The organism is Myxococcus qinghaiensis, assembly GCF_024198215.1.
Taxonomy (GTDB): domain Bacteria; phylum Myxococcota; class Myxococcia; order Myxococcales; family Myxococcaceae; genus Myxococcus; species Myxococcus qinghaiensis.
The window spans coordinates 1-24831 of record NZ_JAKCFA010000050.1; the positions used below are offsets into that span (position 1 = coordinate 1).

Genomic DNA, 24831 nt, shown 5'->3' on the forward strand with positions numbered 1-24831 from the left:
TCGGACAGCTCGTCCCAGTCCTCCTTCCGCACCAGACTGGCGCCCTCCTCTGCGCCCCACATCCGCAGTCGCACCGGCGCGCCCAGGTCGAGGTGGAGCATGCCCGGCTTGACGAGTTCCAGCCGCGGCACCACCTGCAAGAAGCCTTCGTCCCTTCCGGCCCCTCTCCGCGGCAGCAACATCCACGTCGTGGTCTCCAGGCTCAGCCGGTTCGCCCAGCGAGAGCCCGAGCCGGACGAGGCCGGCTCCTCCTCGACCAGGGCGTCACCCTCGTCCATGGAGGGCTCGAGCTGCTCGTCCACCTCTGGCTCAAGGAGGACGGTGTCGTCCTCGACCTTCGCCAGGTCGTCTTCATAGGCAATCTCCTCCGCCCACCCCACTCCGGGTAACACCAGCAGCAACACGACGGCCCAGCGCATGAACATCGACGTCTCCTGTGAAGGCCCCAGCAACGGGGCAATGGACAGAGGCTTCCCGTTCAGTCCGGCAGGGCGCCGGGCTGCGGGGTGAGTGCATTGCACTGCGGGAGTCGCCGGCAGGCCGACTGGGCCAAGCCGTGGGCAGACGTGTCACGTACCGGCGCCAGGAAGCCCCAGCGCAGTCCAAACAGCAGACAGACGTGTCACGCCACGGCGCCAGGCGAGCCTGGATCCGTTCATGACTCCAAACGAATGAATAGGAATGACTGAGGAAGGGCTCCTCAGCGCCCTTCAGGGCGGCCGCCCAACGAAGCGCAGACGGCTACTCGGCACATAGCGCAACGCCAGCACATGCCACTCAAGGACGTGCCAACGCTCCGCACTGACGACCGAAAGCGCTGTTCAGCTCAGTGGAGGGGAATCATGAGGGCGGCTCAGGGGCGTCGCTCCCGGCTCTCAATCTGCCGCCACTACGACAGTGGAGGCGCACAGGTACTCGCACACACTCCAGCACCACGAGGGTCATTTCGCTCTCCAGGGTCCAGGGACGACACTCAAAAAGTGCAATCCATTGAACCTGAAAAGTACAACTCCCACAAGCCCCCAAACGCAAGGAAACCGCGAGAGGGCACGGCACCAACCACTTCCGAGCTATGGGAACGTGACGTTGCCCAGCGTGACGGTGCGGGGGCCGTCCGCTTCCCATAACTTCAGGGTGAAAGGCCCTCGAACAGCATCCGCCGTTGATTCCGCCTCAATAGCAACCCTGCGGCTCTTTTCCGACGTCACCGATACGTCCTGCCACACTTGCAGCACCTTCATCTCTTCGCCCGACTTGCTTCTGATCGACGCACCTTTTGCAATCCAGGGCTGCGAGCCATCAGGCAGTTCCAACCAGACCTCAACAGCCACCCTCCGGGCAGTGCGAAAGCTATATACAGCTCGTGCCATCAAGGCGCTCCCAGGCGCCTGAGTAACAGCCCTCCCCAGATCGCGACGCTCGACCCCCTGAGTCCCCATCAACTCCATGGAAATAAGTCCTGCCAGCCCACCCGGCCCCCGGCACTCTGCCCTCATGCGCTTGAGTTCATCCCTGAGCCGCTCGGCTTCTATTCGAGCCTCATGCGCCTCCTGTCGATACGTCTCCACCGTTCGCTTCTTGCGGTATACCTCGACGACCATCTCGGGCTGCGCGGGCTGCACAACCAGGACAAAAGCCCCGAGTCCTGGCTCTGCCCCATCCCGGAAGCGCACCATCAGTCGAAGTCGCTCTCCGGACAAGATGCGCTCTGACGGGACCAACCTCAAGGTGCTCTGTCCTACGTCCACAAGTGCGAAGCGCTCACGCCCATCTAATTCCAAACCATCGCGGAGCAACTCCGAATCGAAATTAAAGACTGTGGAGAGCCCCGGGCTTACCATCACCTCAGCAACCGCTCGCGCAGCCTCTGGTGCCAATTCAATCCGGCGTGCTCCCAAGCCACCAGCGGCAGGGCTCACTTGAGCGCTGGCAGCTTCGCCCATGAGGATTAACGCCAGGAGAATGAGCGGCGAGTACGAGGGCAAGCTGATTGTCACTCCTAGAGGGGCGAGCAATAGCAATGGGGACCAAGAACCATCATCATTGGAAAGTCTCACTCAAACTCGCGCACCGCCCTCACTGCAACTGTCGAAAAGACGCGCCCCCCTTCTGAACCAGAACCACCATTCTCCAGTTCCAGCCCGCGCCCCCCACTTCCCGACAGCACCTCCAAACAAACGGGAAAGTTCCCCTTGCTCGTACGAGCCCGCGTCAGACGTCCATAAACACGGTCACCCACGAAAAGCCGTCCTGACAGAACAGCGCCGCTAGGCATGTCCTCCCAGTCCCCCACCAGTCGCAACTGGGATGCACCCTCCTTCACGGAGATTACTTTGGGCGGCCCCTTGATAGGGAATGTAGCAGGATGCTCATACCCAACTCTGATGCCCAGATTCTCCATGGTCTCGACAGCCCCATCAGGGCACGGCTCAGGGTCAGGCGGCGGACGTACCTGAGAGCCAGTGCAAGCGAGCGTCGTGCAGACGGCGGCGGCCGTCATCACCTTGCGGATGCTGCCAGTGCCCTTCGCCGGGGACTGCTGTAGAGGCAGGGTCTCACTCTTCTTCGTCGTCACAATAGCCACGGTGGCAGAAACCTCGGGGAGCGTCGCGGGAGAAGCGACGGCCGCAGGTGTTGCCTCCGGCCCGGTGGGAGCTGCGGCTTGGCCAGCTTGAGGTTTCTTTCCATATGCCGCTACTTCCTGGCGCAGCGGGCCGGTCTGCACTCCCCTCTGGGGCGCCTCTCTCTCGCCCCAGAGAAGCACCGCCACTACTGCAACCCCCAGAATCCCCATCCCGACGGTCGCCCATCGTCTACCGCGACGGGCCGGACGACGCGGACGCTCCTTCGCTTCGGCCCACGGTGCCGCCTCCGCTGGTAACTCCGGAGCGACATCCCCTTCGTGTCCTTCAGCGTGAGGTAGGACCAAGCCATCGAGACCAAACTCGGCGTCCTGTTCGGCAACGGCCTCGGCGACAGCGGGCCTGGGCCTCTTGCCACGACGAGGCCGATGCAGCGGGTCATTCACCCACTTCGCCAACTCGTCGAGGTCTCCTTCCGTCGTGGCCGTGTCCGGGCCATACGTGTCACAGAGGGGGACGTCCCACGTCGTGTCTGCCCCCGCGAGTGCCGCCTCCAGCGCCCCGCACAGCGCCAGCGCGTCCGGGTAACGGGCAGTCGGGTCCTTCTCCAAGAGGCGCATGCACACGTCGCTCAAGGACTGCGGCACGCGCTCATTCACCTCCTGCGGTGGCACGGGCGCATGGGAGATGACGGCGTTGATGAAGGCTTGGTCATCCTCCGCTTCGAAGGGCACCCGCGAAGTGAGCAAGTGGTAGAGGACAACGCCCAACGCCCACAAGTCGTCCGCCGGGCTGGGGATGTAGCGGGCCCCCCGCACGCCGGAGTGCGCTTCGAGGTACAGCCAAGCCTCGGGAGGGCGGTACTCGGGCGTCCCTGGAGGAAGAATGGAGAGGGTGACGCCAGGGGCACCCTCGTAGTCCCCGACGCCGTAGTCCACCAGCACCGCCAGGCCGTCGGAGGCGCGCACCATGACGTTGGCCTCCTTCACGTCCCGGTGCACCACGTCAGCCTCGTGGGTGGCCGCCAGCGCCCGCGCCACGTCCAACACCACCCTCAGCACCTGCCGCGCGGAGGGGTTCTCCTCCTTCGCCCACGCGTCCAGTTGCCGCCCCTCCACGTACTCCATGGCGATGAAGGCAAACTCTGGCGCCGCCGCGGGCCAGTACCCGAAGCCACGAATCCCCACGACGTTGGGGTGCCGCAGGCGCAGGAGAATGGAGACTTCCCTCTCCACTCGCCCGCCCGCGCGAGGCAGGTGCAGCAACTTCAACGCGGAAGGCTGGCCCTCGCACGTCGCGCGGTACACGGTACCGAAGCCCCCGCGTCCCAGCTGCCGCTCTACCGTGTAGCCCACCACCACGTCCCCGTGGGACAGGACGGCCGGGGGACCGTCGTCCCTCATGGCGCCCTCCACCTGTGCAATGCGGACTGAAAGACTGCACCTGGCCGCATGCGGCTTCGCCCTCCCGGCAGGGGCACCACGCTACCAAAACCTGGAAGAGCAGTCCTCTCCTTCAGACGCCTTGACTACCCGCCAGGTTGCAAACGGCGTGCATTACCTCATACATTGGAATGACACCTCCTCGCGCCACGACACTCCCATGCCCGCTCCATCGCCAGACAGTCCCCAGGACGAGCAGCCGCCCACCCTCGCGAGCACCATTGGCACCAACGCCCGGGCGGCGCGGCAGCGCCTGTCTCTCACCCAGGCCGACGTCGCCAAGAAGGTGGGACTCGTCACGGAGGTCTACAGTCGACTGGAGCGCGGACGAATGTTGCCCAGCGTCCGCACGTTGCACCAACTCGCCACGGCGCTCGACACCTCGCCAGACGTCCTCATGGGCCACGTCCGCCGCCCCACGCCTCCGCCTGACTCGCCCTCCGTGCGTCAGCTGGTTCAGCAAGTCCGCAAACTGGAGGAGCGCCAGGTGAAGGCCCTGCTGCATCTGCTCCCCGCCCTGCGGTGACGGCTACCAACTGCCTGAGGACGTGACTTCTCAGGTACACTGCGCCTCACCTCATGAACCAGGAATTGGCAGTCACCATTGGGACAACAGCCCGGGCCGCCCGGGAGCAATTGGGGCTGACCCAGGCGGACGTCGCCGAGCGCGTGGGGCTGGTGCCCCCCGTGTACAGCCGCCTGGAGCGCGGGCAGATGCTGCCCAGCGTCCCCACCCTGTACCGGCTGTGCACCGAGTTGAAGGTGTCCCCGGAGGAACTGCTTGGCCTCACGGAGGCAGCCCATGCGGGGAAGGGGCCTCGCACAACGGAGGACGACGCCCCCTCCCTGCGCCGGCTGCTGTACGTGGCGCGAAAGCTGAATGAGGCACAGTTGGAGGCCCTTCTCCACATGGCCACCGTGCTGGCGAAATGAAGGGCCGTTAGCCATCGCCACACAGCCACAACGCCTCGCGCACCTCGGACAGTCGAGTCTCCAGCCGTTGCAACTCCCGCTGGAGTCGTGACACCTCATTCGCCCCGTCCTCCTTCGACAGGGACGTGCGGTGAGGGGCGTCGGCCACGGCCGCCTCGCACACCTCAATGGTGACGGTGTCCCCGGGGCGCACTGGGCCGTCATGCCACCCCAGAAGCGACTCACCCTCCGAGCCGCCAATGCTGAGCGTCACGTCGGACACGTGCCGCAGCTCGGCCTCTTCGAAGTGCGCCCAGTGCAGCATCGCCGTGACGACGCCAAACCCGGGGAGGCCTGCCGTGGTGAGGCGCTGGCCATTGAGGGAGACGCGCAGACACAACATGGCGGGCTACTCCTCTTCCAGGGCCGCCAACTCATGCGCGTCCAACCCCTCCGGGTAGAGGCCCGCCTCGCCGAACTCCACCTTGTCGCGCATGCTTCCGCCCTCAACCAGCACCCGCGCCGCCTCCTCTGCTACCTCCGGCCTGCCATAGGACTGGCCTCGCAGGGACTGGGCCGCACGTAGCGCGTCACGCACCTCCGCTGCGGACGAGAAGCGCTCTTCCGGGTTGGCGCGCAGGGCCTTGTGGAGAATGGCCTTCACCTCCGGCGCCAGCGCCTCCACCGCCTTCTCGACGAAGGCCGGGCCGAGGGTGGCGAGCAGTGCCCGCATCTGCTTCAAGGGCAGCGACGGAATGCCCTCCACTCGCGGCGGCTTGCCCTGGGGAGCGCGCGGCACCGCGTCCACGTCGAAGAGGTGCTTGCCGGTGAGAAGCTCCACCAGCAACACGCCCAGGCTGAAGACGTCCGAGCGAGGGGTGAGGGGCTGGCGTTGGACGTACTCCGGCGACGCGTAGGCCACGTCTCCCCGGACGAGACTCTGCGGGGACTCCTCGCGCCCCACCAGCAGCGAGTAGGCCGCGCCGAAGTTCATCAACTTCACCTCGCCGTGCAGGCCCACCACGACGTGACGGGGGTTGACGTCGCGGTGGACAACGCCCAGGGGGCGCCCGTCCTCGTCCTGCAACGTGTGCGCGTGGTGCAGCGCCTCCGCCAACTCCGCCCCCACGTAGAGGGCGAAGGCCTCGGACATGGGGCGCCCGCGCACCACACCCGCCGTCACCAGCGTCTCAACCGAAGGGCCGGGCACGTACTCCATGACGACGTGCGGCGCGTCGTCGTAAACCCCCAGGTGCAGCACCTGGGCAATGGCTGGGTGCTGGAGGCGGAAGGCCAGCTGCACTTCCTCCACCAGCCTCTGCCTGCGCATATAGGTGCTGGGACTCGGCAGGCGGCGGACGAAGCAGCGGCCCGCCAACGCCTCCTTCCGAACACGGCGTTGGGCCAGCAGCAGCACCTCTCCTGACTGCCGCCTCTCCAATTCCTCAAGGGCTTCATAGCGGACCTCCCCCACATTGAAGAGGAAGTGGGGTTTGAAGGGCAGAGTCCGTGAGGACTGGCGGCCCGGAAGCTCTTCAGTGCTGACTTCATCCGCGGTAATGGCCATGTGTGACACTCCATCAACGAATGAGAGGGACAACGTCACGGCAACACGAAGCCCATCGTGCGGTCGCCTGGGGGCGCGCAGAGCCGTGAGAGAAGGCGGCGGGGCCGCGCCGAGAATGCTACCTTAAAAGTTTAGTCAGCCTCACCTTTAAAGTACCATTCCCAGCCAGCAATGGGAAGTCGGTGCGCACGCAAAGGCAGCGCCCTCCAGGAGATGAGGAGCGTGCTCGCCTTGGAAGTCGTGCCCCACTATCGCGCCCTCGCCCAGGGGCAGTTCGACGACATGGCCGACGAGTCGTAACGACGAGCGCGGAGCGCCTTCAAGCAGCGGCGTGCCGGGCGAAGGCGTCTCGCGCGCTCATGAGCTGCTTGCCGCAGGAGCGCCCTCCTGCGAGGGCGCTTCGTGGCCCAGACTCAGGCGGGCGTTACCTTGTCGAAGGGGCGCACCACCTGCTTGCCGTCGGAGACGCGCTCCATCGTCACCGTCTTGGCCTTCGCGTCGACGGCCTTCACCTTCGCCGTGAAGGCGCCCCGACCCTGCTTGTAGCGCACCTCCTGCCCCTCCTCGTATGGGACGGGCGTCTCCGGGCTGGGGCTGGTGGCTGCGACCGTCGCTGCACGTCCCGCCCCGCGAGGGCGCCCGCGACTCTTCTGGGGCGCGGGGCCCGCCTTCGCAGGCTTCGGCGCGGCCTGCGGCCTCACCCTCTTCCGCACGGGCACCGAGGACGGACGCTTCCGCGCGGGCGCAGGCACGGGCGCAGGCACGGGCGCGGGTACGGGGGTGCCCTTCGGCGCGGACGCCACACGAGTCGGGCCCGGCTCAATGCCCAGGAACTGAGCAATCTTCTCCAGCAGCTCCAACTGCCGGCCCATCGCCTTCCCCACCTCCTCCGCCACCGCAGCCTGAATGGTGCTCTTCATGTCGTTCTGCATGTGCTTCCGCTCGCTTTCCTCGCAGGCCACTCGGCCCGCCGATTCTTCAACACCCAATACAGCCACTTGCACTCACGTTACACCAAGGAGTCCGAATACTCGGGCTCCCGACTCAGAATGAAGCCTTCAGCTCGCGCCAGCGCTGACGCTGCGCTTCCCACGTCCCCGCGTGTACAACGGCTCGGAGGACTCTCTCGCCGAGGGGCTCGTCTCCATCCACCGCCTCGAGGAACAGCAGCTCCTCCTGGATGTCGGGCGCCAGCAGACGCAAGTCCAGCAGGTACGTCAGACGCGCTCGGGTGAGTCCCAGTTGCAGTGCCACAGTCGCTGCGTTCCGCATCTGCCCCCGGTTGATGGCCGCCTCCAGGTGGTGAGCAAGGGCCACCATCCGTGCGACATGGGACGGCCGCCTCGACTCCTCGCGCGGGGGAGGTTTGGGCCCCTCGACGAACGTGACGCCCATCCGGCGGACGCGGTGAAAGTGCGCGCGGAGGAGGCTCACCTCCGCTGGCAAGGATTCGAGGCTCGTGCTCACGCCGCTGCATCCCCGCGCGTGGCCGCAACACCGTCACCGGCCTGAGCAAGGTACACGTCGACGCAGCCCGTCACCTCATTCGCCACCACTCGACTGATGAGCGCGCGCAGCAGTCTCCCCCGATTGGATGCGACGAGGGCGTCCCACACGGCATCGAAGTCCGCGAGGGCTTGAGCAACCCACGCGGCTTCCAACTTCTCACCCTTCGTGGCGTCCAAGCTGCGCTCCACCTCCGCCAGTCGCTTCTCCAGGCCCATGGCCTTCTCCTCCGCAGCTATCAGCTTCGCCTCGACAACGCGCCGGGCAGGCCCCTCCAAGTGAGAAAGCGAGTCGACCCACTTCGCCGACTCCTTGGAGAGCCGGGCCAGCTCCTTCGGCAACTGCGCGCGCTCGGCACGGAGGGCTTGGTGCTTCTCCTCCAATCGTGCCGTGAGGCGGGCGTATACATCCCCTGCGAGGGGGCCGCTCACCGAGGCCTCGCGGAGTCGCGCAACGACGAAGTCCTCCAGGGCCGGTGCCGCCATGGGGGCGGACAGACAGGCACTCCGCCCCTGTTTGTCCCGGGTGGTGCAGCGGTAGTAGCGGTACTCGCGCGTGCCCTTGCGGCTGCTGCCGGGCGTCATCGCCGCCCCACAGAGGCCGCAGTGCAGCAGGCCACGCAACACGTAGTCCGGGTTGCGTCCGTGAGACTGGCCGCCGAAGCGACGTCCCTCCAGCATCGCCTGAGCCCGACGGAAGGCGTCCTCATCCACGATGGCCGGGTGCTCTCCGGGGTGCGTCTCATCCCCATATGACATCAGGCCGACATAGAGGGGGTTGCGCAACAGGCGCAGGGCATCCTGCGTCGTCCAGGGACGAGCGCCTTGTGCATCACCGCTCCGGTTCTCGTACCGCTTCGTCTGCCGCCCCTTCTCGTTGAGGAGCTGAGCCACGCCCGAAGCCGTCCCGTGTCGGAGGTACAAGTCAAAGGCCTCCTTCACCACCACGGCCTCAAACTCATTCACCGCGAGGCGTCTATTCACGACGTCGTAGCCCAACGGCACGCGCCCACCAGTCCACTTGCCCTTGCGTCTCGCGGCGGCAATCTTGTCCCTCGTCCGCTCGGAAATCATCTCCCTCTCGAATTCAGCGAAGGACATCAGCATGTTCAACGTCAGGCGCCCCATCGCGTCCGCCGTGCTGAAGTTCTGCGTCACCGAAACGAAGGAAGCGCCTGCCGCGTTGAAGCGCTCCATGACTTTCGCGAAGTCGAGGAGGGAGCGCGAGAGACGGTCGACCTTGTATACGACGACGACGTCCACCAGCCCCGCGTCGACATCCTGAAGCAGCCGCTGGAATGCGGGACGCTCCATGTTGGCGCCGGTGAAGCCGCCGTCGTCATACCTCTCATCCACGAGAGCCCAGCCGGGCTGGCGCTGCACGTAGGACACGCAGGTTTCGCGCTGGGCATCGAGGGAGTTGAACTCCAGCTCCAAGCCCGCGGCGGTCGACTTCCGGGTGTAGACGGCACAGCGCTTCGCGTCCGTCGGAACCCGCGTCGGCTTGCGCTTCCTCATTTTCCCTCCGAGTCCCCTGGTGGCGGAGTCTCCGCACCGGCGCTCGAGGAAGGCAGCGACCTTGCGAAACGCTCGGCCACAGCCACCAGTCGCTCCACGTTGTCGTTGAGGCGCTTCAGCTCACGGACGAGCCCCGGCATCGTCCCCTCGTAGAACCGCTGCCCCATGTGCGTCTGAAAGAAGGAGGGGCCGCTCATGACTTCACCGCCTCCGAGCTGCCGGCCTTGAGGCCGAAGAAGGTGAAGCCGTTCCAGGCCGTCCCCGTCACCAGTTTGGCGATGCTGGAGAGGCTGCGGTGCAGCGTGCCCTCGTACTCGAAGCTGCCTTCCCGCACCGTCACCCTGAGCTCCGTGCCTCGGTATACACGCGTCAGCACGGTGCCGGGCGGCGGCAGCCGGGCGTCGCGGCCGTCGGGTACAGCGGGCAGGAGGCCAGCGGGCTTCTTCTCCACCTCCGCCTGCCGCATCCGCCAGCTCTCGGGCAGCGTGTCGCCCAGTTCCGCGATGCGTGCCACGGCGCGCGTGGAGAGGCCCCCTTCGGCCAGCTCCTGAATACGGAAGGCCAGGCGCTTCTTCAAATAGTCCCGGTTGCGGCTGCGCGTGGGCTCGCCGTACAGCTCCTGGTACTTCTCCGCCAGCTGCGGCACAGACATGCTGGCCAGCGCGGCCAACTGCTGTGGCACGTCCGCCAACTGCTTGCGCGCGGCGCGCGCAGTCCCATTCTTCGCCATGGTGGTGTCTCCCTCGTCCGGGGCGACAGGCCCTCGGGCGAAGTCCATGGACGCTCTGTCCCCAGAAGAAGACAAGACGAGAGTCAGCGTCTCAGCCATGCGTGTCTTCCTTCTCGGCTTGCTTTTGCGTAGGCCGCGCGTGCTGGCGCACCCACAATTCCCAGAGGGCCTCGGTCAGGACATCCACCGCATCCTCGCGGCGCAGCCGTTGCGCCTCTGCCTTGTCGCGCGTGACGGCTGGCGGCAGTAGACTACGCATTGAGGTACTCCTCCCCGCTACGTGCGCCAGGCCCTCTGTCCACCCGAGGGAAGTCGTCGGCCGAGACGAGGGTGGTTCTGGCGAAGTCCACGAGGAAGGCGCGGCGGCGACTCTCCACCCCGGCGAAGCAGACGCGCTCCCCCAGGGCAGCAACGTAGCCACCCTGGCGGTGGTTCTCCTGCAGCATGCGCCGCAGGGCCTTCACGTCCGCCACCTCGCCTCGGTAGTCAATGCGCTTGCAGTGCGCTCGAAACGCGTCGTACGCCGACTCCAGGTGGACGCACAGGCGCCCTTCCTTGTCGAAGGTGTAATGGACGCGGTGTTTCACCTCGCCCTGAATCGCCATGACGGACAGCAACTCCAGAAATGCGTCGAGGGCATTCTTCACGCCTGTCTCCGTCTCGAGGACGTCCGACAACAGCACCTCCACCGCCTCCCGGGCCCCCAAGTCCTCGGGCAGCGCGCAGCCGCACTGCTTCGCGAATTCCTCAAAGAGGTGAATGCCCAGCAGCATGGCCGTCACGTTGTCGGCGACGCGGGGCGGCACCTGCCTGCCTTCCAGGAGGACGTCCGCCACAGCCCGCGCCACGCGCATGTCCGCGTCGAAGTCCCGGCCCAGGCAGAATTGAATGTAGCGAGGGGCGAAGAGGGGCAAGTCCACGGCCTTCAGCTTGCTGAAAGCTGTCTTGCACTCCGGCCGCTGTACCGTCGCCTTCTCGGGCATGGCCGTCAGCATTCTCTCCACCAGGGCGGCTTCCTGGGGGCGCGTCTCCCCAGCAATGCACAGCGGGGCATGCAGCGGGTAGCTATTCACCTTCAAGTCGGGACGTCCTCTCTCCTCCGTCTCCCCGCGGTAGAGGCGCCGCATGTAGCGGTGCAACTGGTGGAGACGGTGTTGCGGCATGTCGTGGGGTTTGTATTCGTCCACCACCACCGGCACCGAGGTGGTGCAGGACAGCAGCTTCACCAGCGCGAATTCCGTCTCCGTCGCGCTGAAGGCGTCCTTCTGCACCACGCCGAAGAGTCGCCAGAAGACTTCCGTGCACAGGGAGGACTTTCCGCCGCCTTGCGTCCCGTGAATGAAGAGGAGAGGGAAGGCCCCGGCCGCCTCCATGAGACGCGGCTTCAGCGGCGTCGCGAAAAACCAGCCCAGCATGGGCAGCAGTACCTGGGGCGTGTTGACGCGGGGCAGGTACTCGAAAACCACGCGCGCCACCTCGAGGAAGGCGTCGTCGCTGGCCTCCTCGTAGCGGACGTGGGCTTCGAGTGTCGCCCCATTCGGCAGGTACGCGACGGGTGAGGGAGAAAGGAAGCCCTCCGGGCCCAGGGTGCACCGAGGCGTCAGCCACAGCGGCTTTCCCTGGTGCCGGTGGTAGCCCAGCATTCTCGCCGCCGGCAGCCTCGGCACCGCCTTGCGCGTCAGGAGGCGCAGCACGCCCTGCACGTTGTTGTCCGTCCCCACCCACTGCATGTCCCCCACCGGCAGGTGGCGAATGAAGTCCCGCTTCGAGTGGAAGGCCTTCAGCGGCAGCTTCAGCCCCTTCAACTGCGTCCCGTTGTCCGTGCGCGCGTCCGCCAGGTACACCTCGTCGTCGGCTGTCTCCAGGCGCGCCGTCAGCATGAGGACGAAGGAGGAGACGCGCTTCTCCTCGTCGTCGTAGCCCTTCACGTAGTAGCCGTCCGGGCCCTCGAGGACTTCGCCCTCCAGCGTGTCCTCTGAGTCCTCGTCTCGCGAGGCCTTGGCAGGGGCTTTCCGGGCGCCTGTCACCCGGGCCAGGGCACGGCGCAGCTTCTCCTCCTCGAGGCCGAAGCGCTGCTGGAGGGACTCCAGGTAGAAGTCATGCAGCGCCGGGTGCCGGTGGGCAATGGCCTCCAGAATCGGCTTGAGGCGGTACTCCACCTCCTTCGCGGGCGCGTCGGCGGGCACCCTCTCCACGGCCTTCTCAATATCGAAGACGAAGTCGTACAGCTCGCATCGCACCTCCGGCGCGGTGTTGACGTGGCAATAGCCGAGCTTCTGCAGTGAGTGGCACGGCGGCGCCACCGTGCCGTCCTCACGCGCGGTGGCCACCACCTTCTCGTAGGCGTTGCGGACGTAGGCCTTGCCGTCTCGCCCCTTCAGCTTGCCCAGGCCGCGCTTGTCGTACTCGAGGACGAGGGCTGTCACCTCATCGAGGCCCAGCCCCTTGTGCGCGAGAAAGCGGACCATGTCGAAAATGGCGAGGCTCCTGTCCTCCGCGCCCTCATTCCACAGGCGCTGCACCGGGCCGCACATCTCCACCGGGTGCTCCCAGTCGTACCCTCCCTCCGGCGTGCGGCGGGCCTTCGTCGTCCCGGGGGGCGTCGCTCCGGGCGTGGCCAGGGGCAGCGGCCTGCTGGTGGGGAGGGGCAGTACCTCGGGGGCCGGCAGGACCTTCGTGAAGCGCTCGGCCAGGAGCGCGTCCTCCACGCGCTCGAAGCCCGAGAGGGCCCGGGCCACCCGGTGTGGCCTCTCGGCTGCCCCCTCCCCCTTCCGACTCACCGTGCCCACCACTTTGATGATTCGGGCCACATCGTAAATGGAGTCCACGTGCACGCGCCCGGACTGGAAGCGCGCACGCACCTCGGCCTCGAAGGCCCGCATGGCCGCCTGGACGCGGTCTGCGTGCGCGCCCTCCAGGGACAGCGGAGGAAGGGCGAACCAGAGCTGGGCCCCGTTGCCGCTCATCATGAGGCGCGGGCGGGACAGCCCCTGGGCCTCGCACCAGGCCGCAGCCTCCTCGGCCACCTGAAGGGTGTGGGCGAGCTCGTCCTCGGTGCTGGCCGTGTCCTTGGGACGCACCGGGTCCAAGTCGATGACGGTGGCCGTCACCACCGCTATGTCCTGACTGCTTGCGCCTTTCTTGAGGGGCCGGAGGACATTGGGGGCGAGTTCCAAGAAGCGCCGGGGCCGTGGCTGAATGCCGACGTACACGTTGCCGGCGGCGTTGGCCTCCACGCAGGCAGAGGTGAAGGCGTCCTCGTCGTCGAAGAAGCCCAGGCCGACAAGGCCCCCGCCTCCCGGGCGAATGACGCGGACTTCACTCACCCCGTGTGCCGCATGGGCCAGCCACCGCCACGTGGAGCGGATGGCGTCAGCTTTCGGCGTCGGAGTGGCACCAGGGAGCGTCACGGGTGCTCATCCCCCAGCGGCACGCGCCAGGCTGGTGGCCGGGGCCGAGGTTCCGCCCAGTACCTGGGCGTACTGCTGCTGACGCTCGGCATGGTGCCGCCGGAGAAGCGGCACCCGTCCGTCGACGAAGTCGAAGAGGACGGCGCTCTGCTTCTCGGGGTGGGGACGCATGAGGCGGCCCATCCGCTGCACCGTGCGGCCCTTGGCGCGGCTGGGGTGGACGAGGAAGACGCGGGACAGCCGCGGCAAGTCGAGGCCTTCGTCGGCCAGGCTGGTGGCCACCAGGACGGGCAGACTTCCCTCCCGGGCCGCCTCCAACAAGGCTCGGCGCTCGGCCTTCGGCACCGCGCTCGTCAGGGCGGCGGCCCGAATCCCCCGGGCGAGGAGGCGCCGCGCCAGGGCCTCGCAGTGCTCCACCCGCCCGGTGAGGACGAGGCACACGTGGCCCGCCCTCGCCTCCTTGGCCACCGCATTCACGACGAGGGCGTTGCGCGCGTCGTCCCCGGCCAGCGCCTCCAGCATGGGCGCGTAGTCGTCCGCCCCGGAGTAGGGGTAGTCGAAGGCCGTCTCCACGGCCCGCACCTCGGGCGCCACCAGCACGCCCCGCGCGACGAGTTCCTCGTGGGAGACGACGGCCAGGGTGGAGCCCAGGTACAGGCGCAGCAGCGGCGTCAGCCCGTCTTCCCTCTCCGGCGTCGCCGTCAGCCCCAGCCGGTACCGGGCCGGGCAGCGGTCCACGAGGCGGTAGAAGGCGCTGGCGGCCACGTGGTGGGCCTCGTCCAGCACCAGGAGGCCGAAGCGCGCGAGGAAGGCGTCCAGCTTCGCATCACTCCACCGCGCCAGGGCCTGCACCATGGCCACGGTAACGGGCTGGGCTGCCTCTTCTCCCGCGCCCACAAGGCCCGCCTCCAGGCCCAGGCGGGTGCGAATGTGCTCTCGCCACTGCTCGGCCAAGTCCAACGTGTGGACGAGGACGAGGGTAGGCGTGCGCAGGCGCGCCATGGCCCCCACGGCCAGGACACTCTTTCCCGCGCCACAGGGCAGCACCACCGTGCCCTGCGTCCCCTTCACCAGCTTCTCCACTGCCACCGCCTGGTAGTCCCGAAGCGGCACGGCGGGCAGTTGGGTGAGGCGCTCTCGGGGCAACGTCCGCGCGTCCTCCAGGGCCAGGGTCAGGCCCGCCTCCGACGCCAGGCGCCTCAGGAGGTGAATGGCCCCGCGCGGCAGCCGAATCTCCCGGCCCTGCTGCTGGAGGAAGTGCAGCTTCTCAGGCTCGCTGCCTGGGCGTTTCCCCAAGCGCACCAGCTTCCAGTACGCGGGGTTGGGGAGACTGAGGGCCCGCAGCAGCCCCTCCAGCACCTTGGGGGGCACCTCTCCCGCGGCGAGGCACAGCCCCGAGCCCACGCGCACACGCAGCGTGGCGGCCTCCGGGCGGGTGAGTGCCACCGGCTCCTGGGGCAGGTCGTCATTGGGGCGCGGAGAGGACAAGCCCCTCCCGTCCCCGGTGGTTTCGGAGAAGTCGTTCTGCATTGGAGTTCCTTGGAAAGGCGCGCAGGCGCCGTTGGGCGGCGGCCCACGCACATTGAGTCGCGACTACGAAGCGGGCTTCAGCTGGCGAAGGGGTCCACGTCCGCGGGTCCCTCGCCCGAGTACTCCGCGACGAGCCCCTCGACGAAGGTGCGCGCTTCCTCGCCCCTCGCAGCCGGCACCTCCCGAATCCGCTGCACGCCGAAGCGCTTGAGGAAGCGGTCCACCGCCTCGCGCGGCAGCGCCTTCAGCGCGGCGGCAATCCCCTGTGCGAGTTTCACGTCGACGGGCTCATTCGCCTTCGCGCTGGTGGCACTCGGCGACGCTCCAACGCCTCCTTCCGCCTCGGCTGCGTAGAGCTTCGGCAAGTCGTGCTGCCGCAACGCCTGGAAGGCACTCACCTCCTCCGAGGTGAGTTGGCGCTCGGGCAGAATGGAGTACGTCGTCTTCGGGTCCTTGGCGGCCCCGTGGCGCTTCACTTCAAACGCCCACTTCTCCAGTCCGTACTTCGCGCGGAGCTCCCTCAGCGTGTTGAAGAAGGTGACGGCCTGTTCCACCACCTTCACCTCTCGCGTGTCCGCGAGGGCGACATTCAGGGCCACGCGCAGCGAGGGCTTGAGGCCCTGCGCCCGCAGCTTCTCGTCGAAGGGGAGGTACTTGTTGTTGAGGAAGCACACCTCCTGCGGGTACGGCTCGCCCAGGAAGACGACGACGGCGGTGTCCCCGTCATTCGCCAGCTTCAGCCAGACGCCCCCTGCCTGCTCGTGCCGCTTCGCCATCTCCTCCGTCTGTTCCCACATGTTGGCCATGGTGACTCAGCCCTCCCCTTGGCCCGAGGCGGACGCATTCTCGCGCCGGTACACGGAAAACAACTCCGTGCCGTCCTCCGCGCAGCCCGCCGCCTCAATGTGGAAGTCCGCGTCCGTGTCCACCACCTGCTGAAACTCCCAACGGCGGAAGAGGCCTGGCAGTCGAATGAAGTCGCTGTCTTCGGGAATCCGCCACTCGCGCGCCGCCTTGGCCTTCGCGCTGTCTTCAGCGCGCGTGTGGACGCCTTCCGCTGTCCGCGAATCCCCGACGGGGACTCTGGCGAATGCCAGGACACTGGTACCAATCAGCATTGTCATGTTCATGAGTGCCTTGGAGGGCTGACTGACTTGGGTCCCTCTCCATTACAAATGCGGTGTTTCGCGCCGTCGTGGGACAGCCGACATTTCTCATTGAATTCTTTTCGTGTTTCAGCGGGGCTTGGGCCGTGTGCCCGCTGGCACCTTCTCCTCCTCAGGAGTCGGGCCGCCCTCGGCTTCCACCTGCTTGCGAATGCGGAGGAGGGCTCGCTGGAAGCGCTTTCGCGCCACCGCCGGCGTCAGCCCCTGCCGTGCCCCGGCCTCCGCCTGGTCCTCGTCCAAGAGGAGGACGGACAGCACCAGCTTCATGTCTCCACCGCGAAGAGGGCGAAGCCACTTCACCAGGGACTCCACCTGCATCCTCGGCGAGAGGCCCACCTCCGCCAGGGCCGCGGGCAGCACTGCGGCCTCCGCGGCCACCGCCTCCTCCACTTCCTGGTACCTGGCGTGCTGGACATCTTCGCACCGGGCTCGCCGCCAGGCGTCCATGACGTCGCGCTCCGTGCTGCGCACCAGCGTCGCCGCCACGCGGTGGGTGGTGTGCAGGTTGACGCGCTTCACCAGGGCGGTGAAGGCCGCGGCCAGGCAGGAGGCGAGCTCGTCCGCCGCGCCTGCGAAGTGCTTCAGCCGCCGCTGGTAGACGGAGTCCAACCCCGGCCACAGGCCCAGCCACAGCAGCGCCCAGGCCACCTCGGACGCGGGCGTCCGCACCAGCCTCACCAGCTCCGCGAAGAGGCCATTCTTCTCCTCGGCGTCCACCTCCGGGTTGGCGAGGTAGCTGACGAGGGCCTCGGGACCATCGAAGGCAGCAAGGCACGGCTGGTGCAGCTTCATCTCCTCGAATGCGCGCTTTGCCTGGACTGTGCGGAGGGAGGCTTCCAGCCCCTCGTGAAGAGTCTTCCAACGCCGTCTCACTGTGGAATGCCTGTCCTGCCGGGCGTCCTGCACGTGGCGGAGGCCGGGTGAAGTGGAATGGAGGCGCTACCGCCTCGTGGTGGCCAACGACAGCCCTCGCCAGTCGCCTGCACGTGGCAGGGCGGCGGAGCGCGTCGCTTCGTCTGCGAGGGAGCCGGCTACGGTAATCCGCGAGGCTCGGCGGGGCCGCAGACGACAGACATGTCCACTGGCGCGGGCCACCCGCAAAGCGGAGGACAGCGGAAGCGGAGTCGCATCGCCTCGCCCGCTAGCACTCCTTGAGACTTCGGACTCACGAGACTCCCCTCCTTCGTCACTGCGGCGGGCTTTCCCCTATGAGTGCATGGCAGGGCACGGCACGCAGTTGCCGCTGGCCTCCGTCACGACAAAGTCCCCGGGCCCATTTCGGGGACATGTCCGCGCCGGCCATCTGCGACATCCATGCCCAGTGACTCGTAGTCCCACATTGCCTTCCTGTGGACGTCTCATTCACACCCTGCGTCGCGAGTTCAACGACAGGCCCCGGGACATGAGTCCACGCGGGCGGACGTGCGCTACGTGAAACATCGTTGTCACCATGTCTCAGCCAGCCCCGGTGAGTCGGCCAGAGTAGCGGGGCGACAACTTTACACAGAGGGCGCCGCTGGCTTTCCAGGCCATGCCTGACTTCAAAGCCTGGGCCACCTTCGCTGACTCGCGTTGGAGTCGCCCGAAGGGCGTCGGCCGCTCGTGGCCAGGGCCTTTTCCTGAGGACGGACTCAGCGGGAGGCGTGCCTCTTCACACTCCTTCCACCAGCCGCCCGTCTGCCGCGGAGCCCTCCCCTGCTGGTGCGGCCTCCCTCTGGCCGGTTCCGGCGTGGACGGCCGTGTGGACACCGTGGACAACACCGGGACAGCACCTTGTCCACCCCTTCTCCTCTCTAACTCTTGATTATATTTATGTATTTATATTGTTAACTATGAAGTGGACACTGTGGACAGCTTTCTACGGGTACCGCTATTCACGCAGCTCCCCACCGGAATGAAGCTGAGAATCCGAAAGGCTGGTCGCGTGGAGGTGGGCTTACCAATGTGGCATTACCCCTCAAAATGCTGTCCACCTGTCCACTTCGGCCTAACTTTGCGCCGTTGTTGAGGAATTCGACGGACACACCACCGTCCCGCAAGTGGCCAGGTGGACAGCACTTCGTGGCCCCTCGTGAAGGCGCACGTGTCCATGTCCCCGAATTCGAGGACACGGCCTTTGTCCTCGCGTGACGTGTATCAACCGCTCGGGCTGGCCCTTCGGCGTGAGTCCACCCGCCACGAAACTCGAAAAGAATTCCGTCGAAATCGTCCCGTGTCCCACTTCGCTTCAAGCCACCGCATTTACCTGGTAGCGGCCACTCCACATGCCGCTGGACAGCGCGGATGGCCCTCACACACCACCTCTCCACCACGACTGCTGCCCAGCGCCCTGCCGGTGTGACGTGTGAGAAGTACGTCCCCGGCGAGGGGAGGCGCTGCCTGCGCTACCTCTCCCACGGCGGCTGCACCCTTCCTGGCGTCTCCAGGTGCACTGAGTGGCTGAAGGCGAACGGCCAGGCCGCCCCTCGTCGTGAAGTGGCCGTGCCGTCACCTGCCCCAGTGGATTCTTCATCGCCGCGTCCGGCCACCGGCACCCTGGACCTCTTCGGCCACCCGCTGCACGGCGCAGCTCCGAAGCAGGCCAGGCCGGCAGCTCCTCCTCTCAACGTGAAGGCGCCGAGCGAGCCGGACACCGTGTCCTCTCTCCCGGACTTGCGCGGCCTCACCACCGAGGACATCGCCAGCTTCAAGGCTCTCGGCGCCGAGGTGTGCTTCCGCTCCGAAACCTACGGAGAGGTGTGGCTCGTCCCCGCGTACACAGGGCAGAGCCGGAAGGAGCTCACTCCGGAGCACGCCGCCACGCTGGTGCGCGTCCTGTCCGCCTTCCCTGGCTCACGCGTCATGTCCTTCGAGAAGCGGCCGGCCTCCGCGGACGAGGTGTCGCCATGAGCGTGCCCCGCGCCTGTGAAACACACGCAGGAGGCCACTCTGCCTCCCCGCTTCGACTTGATGTGTCTCTCGAAAAGAGCGTGATGACTGTCTCACGACACGCCACTGCACTGGCCCGGAGGCCCACGTCATGAGCGCCCTGCGAAACGAGCATTTGTCATACAGCCGGCTGAGCCGCTTCGAGGCCTGCCCGCTGTCCTACCAGCTCCACTACCTCGACAAGCACACCGCCGAGCCCGGTGTGCCCCTGAGCTTCGGGAAGGCGCTGCACGCCGTCCTCGAGCGGCTCCTCCAGGAAGTCATCGACACCGAGTACGCGGGCCCACTCTCCGAGGAGCGCGCCCTCCAGCTCTACCGTGAAGAGTGGGCCGCCTCGGGCCTCGCCGGCCTGGATCTCTTCCAGCAGGGCCTCGGCATCCTCCAGGACTTCGTCCGCCAGCAGGGGCGTGTCGACGCCCGCGACATCCTCGCCGTTGAGAAGGAGTTCCGCTTGCCGGTGGGGCCCCACACTGTCCTGGGCTTCATCGACCGCGTCGACTGGGTGGACGACGAGACAGTCCACGTCATTGATTACAAGTCCAACCACCAGCTCTTCACCCGCGAGGAGCTGGACTCCAGCCTCCAGCTCAGCCTCTACGCCCTCGCCGCGCGCCGCATGTGGCCCTGGGCGAAGAAGGTGCGCCTGTCCATGTGGATGCTCCGCCACGGCGTGCTGCAGGAGACGACGCGCACCGAGGCGCAGTTGGACGCCGCCCTCGCCTACGTCGAGACGCTGGGCCAGCAGATGGAGTCCTCGGAGTCCTTCCCCGCCCGCCTCAACCCCAACTGCGTGTACTGCGACCACCGGCGCAACTGCCCCGCCTACGCCCGAGCGCTGACGGGCCAACGCGAAGTCGTCTGCGAGGACACCGCTGACTTGGAGTCCGTCGCCCGCGAGCGCCAGGAAGTCGCCCACCTCGCGAAGATTCTCGGCGCACGCAAGGCGGAGCTGGAGGGCGTCCTCCGCGCGCACCTCGCCGAGAAGGACGAACTCGTCCTCGCCGGCACGCGCTACCGCATGTTCAACGTCGCCAGCCTCGACTACCCGCTGGAGCCCACCGTCGCGGTGTTGGCCCGAGCCACCGGCCTCCCCCGTGAGGAGCTGATGCAGCGCCTCGCCAGCGTCGAGAAGAAGGCCCTCGATGCGCTGCTGAAGGACGCGGGCAAGCGCCTGGGCACCGCGCGCGTCGCGCTGCTGAAGGCCGAGCTGGACTCCCTCGCCGCCAAACACCACTCGCCCAGGTTCTGGGCCAAAGAGGTCGCATAGTGCTGCTCGCTCACCCTGCTTCCGACACCACTCCTGTCTCTGCGCTCCGCCAGCCGCTCTTCCCCAGCCTCCCGCCGCACCTGCGGACGCTCGCCTTCATCGACCTGGAGACGACGGGGTTGGACTCCTCCCGGCACGAAGTGCTGGAGGTGGCCATCCTCCGCGTCGACGCCCGAAGCCTCAAGGTGCTGGCGGAGTACGAGGCGCGCGTGCAGCCCACGCGGCTGACCGACGCCGACCCCGCAGCCCTGGCCGTGTGCGGCTACTCCGACGAGGAGTGGCGGGACGCCCTGCCCCTACGGGAAGTCTTGGCCACCGTGACGCCGCTCTTGGCAGGCACCCTCGTGGCTGCCCACAACACCAGCTTCGACTGGGGCTTCCTCGTCGAGGGCTACCGCCGCACCGAGCTGCCCCTGCCCTCCGTCGACTACCACCGCCTCGACACCGCCAGCCTCGCGTGGCCGCTGCTCGCCACGGGCGAGGTGGAGTCCCTCTCCCTCAACGCCCTGGCCAAGCACTTCGGCATCCACCGCCCCACGCCTCACCGCGCCATGGCGGACGCCCGCTGCGCACTGGAGGTGGCTCGCCGCCTCGCCGTGCGCATGAGCCGTGGCGGGCACATGGAGCGGCTGCTGGACGAGGGCGGGGGCCTCTCATGAGTGGCGCCGCCTCCCGTCGAAAGGGCGCGGACTTCGAGCGCGCCCTCGTCCACCGCTTCCGCGACGCCATGCCGCAAGCGCTCATCCGCCGCGGCCTCCAGTACCGCACCGGCCAGGAGGTGTCTGACGTCGAGGTGCCGTGTTTTTGGCTGGAGGCGAAGGCTCACCAGCGCACCAACGTCCGCGAGGCCATGCGCCAGGCGGTGGAGACGTGCCCGCCGGGCCGCTGGCCATTGGCTGTGTGCAAGGACGACGGGCAGACGCCCCTCGTCACCATGCAGCTGGATGACTTCCTCGAGCTGGTGCGCGAGTGGTGGGAGGCCCGTCCTCGGTGAGTGACTTCTTCGGCCACCTCCTGGGCCTGCTGCGTGTGGAGGCACTCTCCCCCCGGCACCAGGCCGTCTTCGCGACTGCGCGCACGCGGCAGCCCGCCTTCGCGCGCCACGCCACGCTCGAATCGGTGCTGGTCGCGTTGGCTGACGCGCGCGAGGAGACGTACCCGGAGCGGGAAGCCCTCACCCGGGCCCTGGTGGCCGAAATACAGGCCTCCTCCAGCCCCGCGTGGACGGCGGGCCTCGCCGCCGCCTACGCCCCCATGTTGCGGCGCCTGCGCCGCCGCCTCCTCGGCAGCGCGGTGCCCCGGGAGGACCTGGACCAGCTCGTTCTTGCCACCTTCCTCTCTGTCGCACGCGCCTTCCCTCTCTCCCGCTGGGGTGACTGGACGGCAGTCCGCCTGCGCCAGCAGACGGCGCGCGCGGTGTTCCGCTTTCTGCGCAAGGAGCGCGCGGAGCAGCACGAGACGTACACGCAGCAGCAACTCGCCGAGTGGCTGCCGGACACCCGTCACGCCACGCCGGTGGAGAGCCCCAGGCGGCTCAGCGCCCGCCGCAGCTTCGTAAAGCGCGACGCCGTGCTGGCGCACCTGGCCCGGAGCACCCTGCCTCACAGCGACGTCGAAGTCCTCATGGCCACCGTCGTCCGGCGAGAGAAGCTGCGCACCTACGTCAGCCGCCTAGTCGAGGGCGACACCACCGAGGTCGAGCGGGTGTACCAGCGCCTGAAGCGCCAGCGCACGCGGCTGATGCAACGCCTGCGCACCCAGGCCGTGGACACCGCAGCGCAGCCCTCCAGTGGCTGCTGAGAGAAGGCATGGCCCAGAAGAAGCCCCTCAAGAAGCTGGGGCGCCCCACCAAGGCCGAAGGCCCCCGCTTTCCTCCCGACACAGTGGACCGACTCCTCGTCGAGGGCGAGGAGGTGCCCACCACGCGAGGCCGTGTGAAGAGGCGCTTCCCCTCCTTCCGCGAGTTGGCCCAGCGCTTCGGCGTCGCCCACAGCGCCATTGCCCGGTACGCCGAGCACCACGACTGTCTCGGCCGCCGCAAGCGCCTCCTCGCGGAAACGTCACGCGCGATGCTGGTGCGTGCCGAAGCGCATCCTCCGCTGCTGCCCGCGCAACCCGCGTCGCCCGCACCTGCCGAAGCGCTACCGCCTCCCGCGCAACTCGCGCCGCCCGCGCCTGCCGAAGCGCAACCGCCTCCCGCGCAACTCGCGCCGCCCGCGCCTGCCGAAGCGCTCCTTCCCCCGCCGCCGTCCGCGCATCCCGAAGCACTACCTCCCGCACCGCCTACTGCGCAGCGCAAGTTGGGACGCCCCCTCAAGTCCGAGGAGCCCGCCCTCCCGCGCCAGGAGCTCGACAAGGCCCTCGTCTTCGGCGACGTGAAGGCTCTCCCGGACGGCTCCACCATGACGTCCTACGCCTCGTACCGCGAACTGGCCGAGCGCTTCGGCGTCGCCACCTCCCTCATTGCCAACTACTCCAGGGAGCACAACTGCCTGCGCCGCCGCGAGGAGGCCAAGACTCGCATCGCCACCAAGGCGGACCAGAAGCTGATTGAGCTGCGCGCCACCGCCATCGCCGTCTCCAAGGACGACGCCCTGAAGATGATTGACGGCTACCTCCTCGGCTTCGAGGAGGCCCTCGCCGAGGGCCGCGTGCGCGTCGACAACCCCACCGACTTCAACACCATGGTGCGCTTGAAGGAGTTCGTCATGGGCGGCGCCGACTCCCGCCAGGAGCTGCACGCCAGCTTCTCGCTGGAAGGGTTGCAGGCCCGGCATGCGCATGCCCTGCGCGCAGCGCGCGAGACGACCTCCGCCGAGCGCGGCGAGGTGGATGCAGAAGTGGCCAGCACTGTGGATGATACTGATTCCCCTCAGCACCGGGCCGAGCCGGAGAAAGGGAACCAAGTCCACAGCCTAGAGCCTCTTCTTCAGGATGAAGCTTCACGAGTCGACTGACAACGGTCAAGTACCTTTGGACCCCGCGCACCGAAGGGCCTTCGTTCTCCCTCAACAAAGTCGTCCCCCGCAGAATGGCACAGAGCGCTATGCTCTCGACCATGCCCCATCCTCCCATTCCCCGTTCCATGCATGAGCTACAAGCACTCGCCGTGCAGGGAGAGCGCCGAGAAATTGAGTTCAAAGAAAGCGTTCATGACAAGCCAGCAGCTCGCAAAGTCATTAGGGCCGTGGCTGCGATGGCAAATCTCCGAGATGGTGGGCTCGTCGTGCTCGGCATCGAGGACAAAACCGGTGCAATCCGCGGACTGAGTCCCAGTGAGCTTTCACAATGGAGTGACCGCGACAAAGCATTAAACACCGTGAACGCTCAACTCGACCCATCCGTCGATCTAGAAACGCACCAAATTGGCTCCTGCGTCGTCCTGGAGGTTCGTCCATTCTCTAAAGTACCGATTGTAGCCCGAACGAGCAAAGGCGAAGCCCATCAACCTGACGCGCTCGTTGAAGGAGCCCTACTCTATCGCTCAAGCGTGACGATCTCCTCCTCACCTATTTCCCGTCTTGAAGACTGGATTGAGTTACGCGAAACACTCCTCATTCGTGCATGGGCCGGTGCAAAACGCCTTGAGGACGAGCGAAAGCGGGCGGAGCGAGCTGCCGATGAAGAACGTGTCCGGGAAGCGCTGCGTGCAGCGCGAGACGCATTCATTCCTCCCGTGGTTAGAGACATCAAGCCCCAGCGAGGACTATTCAAAATATTGAGTGGAAACTTCCGACTCGCCACGATTCGCACACACCAATCGGAAGCCAAAACAAACCTAAAAAGCATCTACACTGCCTTTGTTGCTTACTCCGGGGAAACTGATCGATTTCCGCCTTCACTTGAGACCGCAGGCTTCAAGCCTCGGCCTGGGGGGAAGTACGTTTACAGAGCGGTCGACGGAGAGATCATTGGCGCCGAGCAGCGAACGGACCGTCCTGAACTCGTAGCAGCAGGTCTCAGATGCCTTGCCCGCTATGACGCAAGACCCCACATTAGCGAGCGCACGTTTCTGGTAATGGCAGTAGCGCGCATCGAGCCTGAAGGCCTCATTGATGTTTGGATCGTCGACCGTTTCGGAGATCCTCGCTGCCTCACTCCCGAAACAACCGACGCGGAAGCCCGCCGCTGGAACGAACGCCTAGATGCAATGCCGTTCACTTTAGGAACGGACGCGACGTAGGGGCCTGCGGGAGCGTGCTCGACGGACCGGGCGGGGACGCTTCCGTGGGTAGCTGCTCATCTTGATTTTCACCGCACGCGGATACCGTCTG

At 67.0% G+C, this 24831-nt stretch carries 24 protein-coding genes and 2 pseudogenes; 10 read left to right on the forward strand and 16 right to left on the reverse strand.

Annotated elements, in window-relative coordinates:
- The 3 genes and pseudogenes from LZ199_RS45310 to LZ199_RS45320 form a co-directional block, all read right to left on the reverse strand.
- Nucleotides 1–425: pseudogene (locus LZ199_RS45310) on the reverse strand (hypothetical protein); the annotation flags it as partial.
- A 645-nt stretch (nt 426–1070) separates the two neighbouring features.
- Nucleotides 1071–2057, reverse strand: coding sequence for a DUF2381 family protein (locus LZ199_RS45315; RefSeq protein WP_323390403.1), 987 nt, complete (start codon nt 2055–2057; stop codon nt 1071–1073).
- A complete protein-coding gene (locus LZ199_RS45320; protein WP_254000075.1) occupies nt 2054–3985 on the reverse strand; it encodes a serine/threonine-protein kinase in 1932 nt (643 codons plus the stop codon). The genes LZ199_RS45315 and LZ199_RS45320 overlap by 4 nt, the downstream gene beginning before the upstream one ends.
- A gap of 199 nt (nt 3986–4184) precedes the next feature.
- On the opposite strand from LZ199_RS45320, the gene LZ199_RS45325 reads away from it, so the two are divergent.
- Together LZ199_RS45325 and LZ199_RS45330 are read left to right on the forward strand one after the other, a co-directional pair.
- Nucleotides 4185–4550 carry a helix-turn-helix domain-containing protein gene (locus LZ199_RS45325; protein WP_254000076.1) on the forward strand — a complete coding sequence of 122 codons (366 nt, stop codon included), beginning with the start codon at nt 4185–4187 and terminating at the stop codon, nt 4548–4550.
- Between the two features lie 53 nt (nt 4551–4603).
- Nucleotides 4604–4957 carry a helix-turn-helix domain-containing protein gene (locus tag LZ199_RS45330; protein WP_254000077.1) on the forward strand — a complete coding sequence of 118 codons (354 nt, stop codon included), beginning with the start codon at nt 4604–4606 and terminating at the stop codon, nt 4955–4957.
- Between the two features lie 7 nt (nt 4958–4964).
- Here LZ199_RS45330 and LZ199_RS45335 read toward each other — a convergent pair whose 3' ends face one another.
- Nucleotides 4965–5339, reverse strand: a complete 375-nt coding sequence (locus LZ199_RS45335) for a hypothetical protein (RefSeq protein WP_254000078.1) — start codon at nt 5337–5339, stop codon at nt 4965–4967.
- 6 nt (nt 5340–5345) lie between these two features.
- Complete coding sequence (locus LZ199_RS45340; protein WP_254000079.1) at nt 5346–6503, reverse strand: serine/threonine-protein kinase; 1158 nt, start codon at nt 6501–6503, stop codon at nt 5346–5348.
- A 198-nt stretch (nt 6504–6701) separates the two neighbouring features.
- Between LZ199_RS45340 and LZ199_RS45345 the strand changes: the two are divergent.
- Nucleotides 6702–6803, forward strand: a pseudogene (locus LZ199_RS45345) (DUF2379 family protein); the annotation flags it as partial.
- A 113-nt stretch (nt 6804–6916) separates the two neighbouring features.
- Here LZ199_RS45345 and LZ199_RS45350 read toward each other — a convergent pair.
- The 11 genes from LZ199_RS45350 to LZ199_RS45400 form a co-directional block, all read right to left on the reverse strand.
- The gene (locus LZ199_RS45350; RefSeq protein WP_254000080.1) at nt 6917–7435 is read right to left on the reverse strand and encodes a PspA; all 519 of its coding nucleotides are present in this window, start codon (nt 7433–7435) and stop codon (nt 6917–6919) included.
- Nucleotides 7436–7547: 112 nt separating this feature from the next.
- Entirely contained in the window at nt 7548–7823 is a 276-nt protein-coding gene (locus tag LZ199_RS45355; protein WP_254000081.1) for a hypothetical protein, read from the reverse strand.
- A 143-nt stretch (nt 7824–7966) separates the two neighbouring features.
- Nucleotides 7967–9526, reverse strand: a complete 1560-nt coding sequence (locus LZ199_RS45360) for a recombinase family protein (protein ID WP_254000082.1) — start codon at nt 9524–9526, stop codon at nt 7967–7969.
- On the reverse strand, nt 9523–9723 hold the full coding sequence (locus LZ199_RS45365) for a hypothetical protein (RefSeq protein ID WP_254000083.1): 201 nt from the start codon (nt 9721–9723) through the stop codon (nt 9523–9525). The genes LZ199_RS45360 and LZ199_RS45365 overlap by 4 nt, the downstream gene beginning before the upstream one ends.
- A complete protein-coding gene (locus LZ199_RS45370; RefSeq protein WP_254000098.1) occupies nt 9720–10256 on the reverse strand; it encodes a DUF2924 domain-containing protein in 537 nt (178 codons plus the stop codon). The genes LZ199_RS45365 and LZ199_RS45370 overlap by 4 nt, the downstream gene beginning before the upstream one ends.
- A gap of 91 nt (nt 10257–10347) precedes the next feature.
- Nucleotides 10348–10515 (reverse strand): hypothetical protein, encoded by a 168-nt coding sequence (locus LZ199_RS45375; protein WP_254000084.1) that lies wholly within the window; start codon nt 10513–10515, stop codon nt 10348–10350.
- On the reverse strand, nt 10508–13666 hold the full coding sequence (locus LZ199_RS45380; RefSeq protein ID WP_254000085.1) for a hypothetical protein: 3159 nt from the start codon (nt 13664–13666) through the stop codon (nt 10508–10510). Before LZ199_RS45380 ends, LZ199_RS45375 begins: the two co-directional genes overlap by 8 nt.
- Nucleotides 13667–13672: 6 nt before the next feature.
- Nucleotides 13673–15196: a DEAD/DEAH box helicase gene (locus LZ199_RS45385; protein ID WP_254000086.1), complete on the reverse strand. Its 1524-nt coding sequence runs from the start codon at nt 15194–15196 to the stop codon at nt 13673–13675.
- Between the two features lie 77 nt (nt 15197–15273).
- The gene (locus LZ199_RS45390) at nt 15274–16002 is read right to left on the reverse strand and encodes a hypothetical protein (RefSeq protein WP_254000087.1); all 729 of its coding nucleotides are present in this window, start codon (nt 16000–16002) and stop codon (nt 15274–15276) included.
- 6 nt (nt 16003–16008) lie between these two features.
- Entirely contained in the window at nt 16009–16320 is a 312-nt protein-coding gene (locus tag LZ199_RS45395) for a hypothetical protein (protein WP_254000088.1), read from the reverse strand.
- Nucleotides 16321–16431: 111 nt separating this feature from the next.
- Nucleotides 16432–17154 carry a sigma-70 family RNA polymerase sigma factor gene (locus tag LZ199_RS45400; protein WP_254000089.1) on the reverse strand — a complete coding sequence of 241 codons (723 nt, stop codon included), beginning with the start codon at nt 17152–17154 and terminating at the stop codon, nt 16432–16434.
- A gap of 1491 nt (nt 17155–18645) precedes the next feature.
- Between LZ199_RS45400 and LZ199_RS45405 the strand changes: the two genes are divergently transcribed.
- From LZ199_RS45405 to LZ199_RS45435, 7 genes are all read left to right on the forward strand, one after another.
- Nucleotides 18646–19251: a hypothetical protein gene (locus LZ199_RS45405; protein WP_254000090.1), complete on the forward strand. Its 606-nt coding sequence runs from the start codon at nt 18646–18648 to the stop codon at nt 19249–19251.
- A 130-nt stretch (nt 19252–19381) separates the two neighbouring features.
- On the forward strand, nt 19382–20557 hold the full coding sequence (locus LZ199_RS45410; RefSeq protein WP_254000091.1) for a RecB family exonuclease: 1176 nt from the start codon (nt 19382–19384) through the stop codon (nt 20555–20557).
- Entirely contained in the window at nt 20557–21216 is a 660-nt protein-coding gene (locus LZ199_RS45415; RefSeq protein ID WP_254000092.1) for a 3'-5' exonuclease, read from the forward strand. Before LZ199_RS45410 ends, LZ199_RS45415 begins: the two co-directional genes overlap by 1 nt.
- On the forward strand, nt 21213–21551 hold the full coding sequence (locus tag LZ199_RS45420) for a hypothetical protein (protein WP_254000093.1): 339 nt from the start codon (nt 21213–21215) through the stop codon (nt 21549–21551). Before LZ199_RS45415 ends, LZ199_RS45420 begins: the two co-directional genes overlap by 4 nt.
- Nucleotides 21527–22357 (forward strand): hypothetical protein, encoded by an 831-nt coding sequence (locus LZ199_RS45425; protein WP_323390407.1) that lies wholly within the window; start codon nt 21527–21529, stop codon nt 22355–22357. Before LZ199_RS45420 ends, LZ199_RS45425 begins: the two co-directional genes overlap by 25 nt.
- An 8-nt stretch (nt 22358–22365) precedes the next feature.
- A complete protein-coding gene (locus tag LZ199_RS45430) occupies nt 22366–23514 on the forward strand; it encodes an AT hook motif domain protein (protein ID WP_254000095.1) in 1149 nt (382 codons plus the stop codon).
- A gap of 89 nt (nt 23515–23603) precedes the next feature.
- The gene (locus tag LZ199_RS45435) at nt 23604–24740 is read left to right on the forward strand and encodes an RNA-binding domain-containing protein (protein WP_254000096.1); all 1137 of its coding nucleotides are present in this window, start codon (nt 23604–23606) and stop codon (nt 24738–24740) included.
- Nucleotides 24741–24831 lie beyond the last annotated feature (91 nt).